Here is a 2864-nt window from a genome sequence, read left to right as displayed (position 1 = left end):
TGGTCAGTTGCCTTTATACAGACGTCTGCCTTAGAGTGGATTCAAAAACAGAAATACAAAAGAGATCATTGCAATCAACGTTGACGTACTGAACCGTTTTGAAGATGGTGCAGAAGTTACAGCAGAAAGCTTACTTGCAAGCGGTGCAATCTCCAAGATCGCTGATGGCGTTAAAATTCTTGGAAATGGTGAGCTGACAAAGAAACTTAATGTCAAAGTAAACGCTGTCAGCGAGACTGCAAAATCTAAAATTGAAGCTGCTGGTGGTACAGTAGAGGTGATCTAATGTTTGAAACTCTTAAAAATGTTTTTAGAGTGAAAGAAATGAGACGCAAGCTGTTGTATCTGATATGGATGATTTTTATCATCCGTATCGGCTGCCAGATCCCGGTACCGGGTGTAGACAGTGACTTCTTCAAACAGTGGTTCAGCAGCAACGCTGGTGATGCATTCAACTTCTTTGATGCGTTTACCGGTGGTTCATTCGAAAGAATGTCAATTTTCGCATTAAACATCACACCTTATATCACATCTTCCATTATCATCCAGCTTCTTACCATTGCCATCCCGGCACTGGAAGAAATGCAGCGAGATGGTGAAGAGGGAAGAAAGAAGATGACCGCAATTACACGTTATGCAACTGTAGGTCTTGCTTTATTCGAGTCAATCGCAATGGCAATCGGTTTCGGCCGCCAGGGCATGATCCCGAATCTGAACTTCTTCAAAGGTGTTGTAGTTGTTGCCTGCCTTACAGCCGGCTCAGCTATGCTGATGTGGCTCGGTGAGCGTATTACAGAGAAAGGCGTTGGAAATGGTATTTCCATCGTACTTACTATTAATATTATCTCCAGAGTGCCAAGCGACTTGTCATTACTGTATGAGAACTTTATTAAAGGAAAAACAATTGCAAAAGGTACTCTTGCAGGACTGATCATTGCAGCTGTTATTCTTGTAGTAGTAGTTCTGGTACTTATCCTTAACGGAGCAGAGAGAAGAATTCCGGTTCAGTATTCCAAGAAAATGGTTGGAAGAAAGCTGATGGGCGGACAGTCCACCAACATTCCTCTGAAAGTTAACACTGCTGGTGTTATCCCGGTAATCTTTGCATCCTCCATTATGTCTTTCCCGACTGTTATTGCACAGTTAACAGGAAAAGGTAATGGTACAGGAATCGGAAGTGAGATTCTTCGTGGTCTTTCTTCCAACAACTGGTGTAATCCGAAACAGCTTCAGTATACATGGGGTCTGCTTCTCTACATCGTACTTTGCGTTTTCTTTGCATATTTCTACACTTCCATCACATTCAACCCGCTGGAAGTTGCAGACAATATCAAAAAGCAGGGTGGATTTATTCCAGGTATTCGTCCTGGAAAACCTACGTCAGATTATTTGACTAATATCTTAAATTATATTATATTTATAGGTGCAGTAGGTCTTATCATTGTGTGCGTGATCCCATTCATCTTTAATGGTGTGTTTGGGGCGAATGTTTCATTCGGTGGTACATCCATCATCATCATTGTTGGTGTTATCCTCGAAACTGTGAAACAGATCGAATCACAGCTTCTCGTACGTAATTACAAAGGCTTCCTGAACAATTAAAAAAGAGAGGTTGTGGTGCATTGCATCACAGCCTTGATTTGCTAAAAAAGAAAATGGAGGGTATAACTTATGAAAATCATTATGTTGGGTGCACCAGGAGCAGGAAAAGGAACTCAGGCGAAGAAAATCGCAGCGAAATATCAGATTCCGCACATCTCCACAGGAGATATTTTCCGTGCTAACATTAAGAATGGAACAGAACTGGGCAAAAAAGCAAAAACTTACATGGATCAGGGACTTCTTGTACCTGATGAACTGACCTGTGATCTGGTTGTAGACAGAATTCAGCAGCCGGACGCGGCAAATGGTTATGTGCTGGATGGTTTTCCAAGAACAATTCCTCAGGCAGAGTGTTTAACAGAAGCTCTGAACAAACTGGGAAGTAAAGTTGATTATGCAATCGATGTGGATGTTCCGGATTCCAATATTGTAAACCGTATGTCCGGAAGACGTGCCTGCCTCAAATGTGGTGCTACTTATCATGTAGTACATGCAGCACCGAAGGTAGAAGGCATTTGTGATACCTGTGGAGAGAAACTGGTTCTTCGTGATGATGACCAGCCTGAAACAGTTCAGAAACGTCTGAATGTATATCATGAGCAGACACAGCCGCTGATCGATTATTATACTAAAGAGGGAATTTTAAAATCAGTTGATGGTACTAAGGATCTGGAAGAAGTATTCGCAGATATTGTTGCCATCCTGGGAGAGTAATCGGGTGTTTTTAAACACCATCTGGAGGTAAAATGTCGGTTTCTATCAAGACAGAACATGAAATTGAACTTATGAGGGAGGCAGGTCATCTGCTTGAGAAAGTGCATGATGGTCTGATCCCTTACATTAAACCGGGAGTGAGCACCAAGGAGATCGACCGTATCGGGGAACAGATGATACGTGACCTGGGCTGTATCCCGAATTTCCTGAACTACGGAGGTTTTCCTGCATCATTCTGTATCAGTCTGAATGATGAGGTAGTTCATGGGATCCCGTCTGAAGAGAAGATCATTCAGGAGGGAGATCTTGTAAAGATTGATGCCGGTCTTATTTATAAGGGGTATCATTCTGATGCAGCGAGAACTTATGCTGTCGGTGAGGTCTCACCGCAGGCGCGTAAGCTGATGGATGTGACCAGAGAGTGTTTCTTCGAAGGAATTAAGGCTGCACGTGCTGGAAATCATCTGAATGATATTTCCAAGGCAATTGGAGCACACGCTGCCAAATATCATTACGGAATCGTCCGTGACCTGGTTGGACATGGAATC

The 2864-nt window shown here is 42.8% G+C and carries 3 protein-coding genes and 1 pseudogene; all 4 read left to right on the top strand.

The annotated features are described in order from the left end of the window. Nucleotides 1-286: pseudogene (gene rplO / locus ACTNES_RS20365) on the top strand (50S ribosomal protein L15); the annotation flags it as partial. Next, on the top strand, nucleotides 286-1602 hold the full coding sequence (gene secY, locus ACTNES_RS20360) for a preprotein translocase subunit SecY (RefSeq protein ID WP_441040521.1): 1317 nt from the start codon (nucleotides 286-288) through the stop codon (nucleotides 1600-1602). The pseudogene rplO and the gene secY, both read left to right, overlap by 1 nt. 69 nt (nucleotides 1603-1671) lie before the next feature. Then, a complete protein-coding gene (locus ACTNES_RS20355; protein WP_291809788.1) occupies nucleotides 1672-2316 on the top strand; it encodes an adenylate kinase in 645 nt (214 codons plus the stop codon). A gap of 32 nt (nucleotides 2317-2348) precedes the next feature. Further along, on the top strand, nucleotides 2349-2864 hold a 516-nt coding region (gene map / locus ACTNES_RS20350), incomplete at its 3' end, for a type I methionyl aminopeptidase (RefSeq protein ID WP_441040520.1).

The sequence above is a fragment of the Blautia sp. HCP3S3_D9 genome, from assembly GCF_052063845.1.
Classification (GTDB): Bacteria; Bacillota; Clostridia; order Lachnospirales; family Lachnospiraceae; genus Blautia_A.
Note: the sequence above shows the minus strand (reverse complement) of the source record. Positions and strands in the feature narration are given on the sequence as shown.

Coding starts and splice junctions, on each gene's coding strand:
- ACTNES_RS20355 (WP_291809788.1), top strand. CDS start 1,672: ATGAAAATCATTATGTTGGGTGCACCAGGAGCAGGAAAAGGAACTCAG.
- secY (WP_441040521.1), top strand. CDS start 286: ATGTTTGAAACTCTTAAAAATGTTTTTAGAGTGAAAGAAATGAGACGC.